The following is a 3,420-nucleotide window of genomic DNA, read 5'->3' as shown; positions in this document are numbered from 1 at the left end:
CATGAAAAAGATCGCTCTCCACCTGGATAAACAGGTTCAATGAGGAGGGCGATCTCTTTTTTTTGAAAAATAATCCTTTAAAAAATGAGCTATCCAGCTAACACTAGGGGTTTCTCGTCAATCTGGCCGTCTTTCCATAGCGAAAGACGGTTTTTTCGCGTTATTCAAAAAATGATGCTATAAATGCATAAAAATAAGCTATAGGCTTCTGCACCCGCATCCCCTAAGATGACAGTAGGAGTGTGCAAGTTTAATGGAAAGGAAGTAGACAACGGATGACAACTGCATTTCGTTTGGCCATCATGACCGATGAGGTATCGCAAAACCCGGAGGACGCCATCAGGCTGGCTAAGGAGTTCGGGCTCCAAGGCGTGGAGCTGCGCTCTGTAGATGGCATGCAGCTGCACCAATTGGAAGATGCGCGTATCGAGGAGATTAAGCTTCTGCTAGGCGAGGCGGGGCTTGAGGTATGCAGCCTGTCGACGCCTGTATTCAAGTGCGAGCTCGACAATCCTGAAGAGGTGGAGCAAAGCCTCGCTGTCCTGCGCAGAGATTTGGAGCTGGCGCAGCGTTTCGGCTGCCGGATCATCCGGGGATTTAGTTTTTGGGCACGGAAGCCTTTCGAAGAAGCGTTCGACGATATTGTCAGCCGTATTCGCGGCATTGTCCCTCTTCTGGAGGAAGCCGATGTGATCTTCGCTCTGGAGTTTGATCCGGCTGTTTATGCTACCAATGCGGAGAAAACGGCTCGTATCGTTCAGGCGATCAATTCCCCTTTTGTCCGGGTGCTGTTCGATCCGGGCAATGATCTGTGGGATCCCGATGGCGAAGTTCCTTATCCGCAGGGCTATGGGCATGCCCGCGAGCTGATGTGCCATATTCATCTGAAGGATGCGGTTCGTCGCGGGAATGAGGTCGAAGGCGTTGCGATCGGAGCAGGCGAAGTCGATTATAAAGGACTGTTCACGGCCCTTGTCCAAGACGGGTACAATGGCTATCTGGTCGTGGAGACGCATTACAGGCTGCGCTCCAAGCTGTCGGAGGAGCAGTTGAAGCGCCCGGCCGGTTACGCTTTCTCCGAGGGCGGGGAAGAGGCATCCAGACAATGCCTGGAGAGCTTGGCCGGTCTCCTGAAGGAGCTTCCCGCCGTTCAGCAAGGAGGTGCTGCACGATGACCAGAGAAGAGTTTCAACAGAAGCAAAGCTTTCAAGTAGATCTGTTGAATGTCCGCGTGTACGGGACCCGGCGCGAGCTGGGGGAGTCGGCCGCTTCCGAGGCCGCTGAAGCGCTTCGCAGCAAGCTGAACGAGCAGGAGGAAGTCCGGATCGTGTTTGCCGCAGCGCCGTCGCAGAATGAGTTCCTTGAGCGGCTGGGACGGGAAGAGGGCATCGACTGGAGCCGGGTCACGGCTTTCCATATGGATGAATATATCGGATTGCCGCAAGGGGCTCCTCAGCGCTTCTCGCAGTTCTTGAAGCGTTCCGTATTCGATCCGGTGCAGCCGGGGAAGGTGCATTTGATCGACGGCAGCGAGAGTGCGGAAGAGGAATGCCGCAGGTATGCAGCCTTGCTGAACGAAGCGCCCATAGATTTCGTCTTCTTGGGCATCGGAGAGAACGGGCATCTGGCCTTCAATGATCCGCCGGTAGCCGATTTTGCCGATCCGCACACGGTTAAGGCCGTTGAGCTGGAGACAGCTTGCCGGGTTCAACAGGTCAATGACGGCTGCTTCCCGGCTTTGGCCGACGTGCCGACGCATGCCTTGACCTTGACGATCCCCGCTCTGCTGGGGGCCGGAAGACTGTTCTGTATGGTACCGGGTCCCACGAAGCGCGAGGCCGTTCAGCGGACGCTGAACGGCCCGGTATCGACGGAATGCCCGGCGACTATTCTGCGAACCCATCCCGCCTGCACCCTCTATGTCGATACTGAGTCATACGGGGGCTAGAAGGGATGGATAAGCAGCCGAGGAGCTCCGATAACGTACAGATTGAGGGACTTCATTATCGCACGGGCGAACGAATAGCCGTCCGGATAGAGGACGGCCTGATCGCCGGGATTCGTCCATGGCAGGCGGAAGCGCCGGATCAGGCCCCCTTAGCCCAAGAGCTGCCTTTCATCGGCCCCGGACTTGTGGACCTGCAGCTGAACGGCTACGGCGGCGACGATCTGAACACGCTCCCGTTATCCGAGGAGACGGTGCTCCGCTTAACCGGGCGGCTGTCGCAGTATGGGATCACCTCCTATTATCCGACGATCATCACCAACAGCGATGAAGCGATCACCGAAGCGCTAAGGGTGATCGCCGAGACCTGCGACCGCTACCCGGAGGAGACGGCCAGCATAGCGGGGATCCATCTGGAGGGACCTTTTATCTCACCGGAGGATGGAGCGAGGGGAGCGCATGGGAAGGCTTACGTGAAGGCGCCCGACTGGGAGCTGTTCCGTGCCTGGCAGCGCGCGGCGGGAGGCCGTATACGCATTCTGACGCTTTCTCCGGAATGGGAGGGGGTGACGGACTTCATCAGGCTTTGCTCGGAGAGCGGCGTTACCGTATCCATCGGCCATACGGCCGCGACGCCCGAGCAAATCCGGCTTGCCGTCAAGGCGGGCGCGACGATGTCGACGCATCTAGGCAACGGCGCCCATGGGACGCTGCCCCGGCATCCCAATTATGTGTGGGAGCAGCTGGCTGCCGACGGTCTGTGGGCCTGCGTGATTGCCGACGGCTTCCACCTGCCCGAGTCGGTGCTGAAGGTCGCACTGCGAACGAAGGGTGACAAGCTGGCGCTGGTCAGCGATGCGGTGTACCTCGCCGGCATGGAGCCAGGGCCGTATCACACGCATATCGGAGGCAACGTTACGCTGCAGCCGAACGGCCGCCTTTGCCTGACGGAGCAGCCGAACCTGCTGGCAGGCTCAGCGCTGCCCCTGACCCGAGGCATTGAGCATATGGTGCGGATCGGGCTGTGTGACTGGCCGGAGGCGTGGGAGCTTGCTTCGATCCGGCCTTCCCGAAGCATGAGTCTGCCGACAGAACAGGGCCTGCAGCTTGGAGCTCCGGCTGATCTGGCGCTGTTTACGAGCGATGAAGCGGGAGAGCTTCAGATTCATAAGACGTACAAACGAGGAAGGCTCGTATACTCGTCGGAACGATGAGGCTTGTAGGGCTGAGTTCGATGACAAGGGAACGCGAGATTCGGGCCACAGTTCAGACAATACTAGCCCCTTAGTCAAGGGCGTTTTATAAAGATGATGCCTGTATTGCACAGGAATCATCTTTTTTATATCTCCATTCACTAGCGTTGCATAAAAGTTAGTTGAGCTAATTGTCACATTATTCTGAATAGGATATTCCGTTCATGGACCAAAAGGTCGATGACCTATCGAAAGGTAGCCTTTGTCCATTTGGTAATTATA

General features: G+C 57.0%; 3 protein-coding genes. All 3 read left to right on the top strand.

Annotated features, from left to right (window positions below; all coding sequences use genetic code 11):
* The first annotated feature begins 275 nt into the window (after window positions 1-275).
* Genes GSF01_RS28930 through nagA form a run of 3 tightly spaced genes read left to right on the top strand, consistent with a single transcriptional unit; the run spans window position 276 to window position 3,159 of the window.
* A complete protein-coding gene (locus tag GSF01_RS28930; RefSeq protein ID WP_159888731.1) occupies window positions 276-1,175 on the top strand; it encodes a sugar phosphate isomerase/epimerase family protein in 900 nt (299 codons plus the stop codon).
* Window positions 1,172-1,948, top strand: a complete 777-nt coding sequence (locus tag GSF01_RS28925) for a glucosamine-6-phosphate deaminase (RefSeq protein ID WP_159888730.1) — start codon at window positions 1,172-1,174, stop codon at window positions 1,946-1,948. The genes GSF01_RS28930 and GSF01_RS28925 overlap by 4 nt, the downstream gene beginning before the upstream one ends.
* Before the next feature lie 5 nt (window positions 1,949-1,953).
* The gene (gene nagA / locus GSF01_RS28920; protein WP_159888729.1) at window positions 1,954-3,159 is read left to right on the top strand and encodes an N-acetylglucosamine-6-phosphate deacetylase; all 1,206 of its coding nucleotides are present in this window, start codon (window positions 1,954-1,956) and stop codon (window positions 3,157-3,159) included.
* Window positions 3,160-3,420: the final 261 nt, after the last annotated feature.

Source organism: Paenibacillus puerhi (assembly GCF_009846885.1).
Lineage (GTDB): Bacteria > Bacillota > Bacilli > Paenibacillales > NBRC-103111 > Paenibacillus_G > Paenibacillus_G puerhi.
Note: the sequence above shows the minus strand (reverse complement) of the source record. Positions and strands in the feature narration are given on the sequence as shown.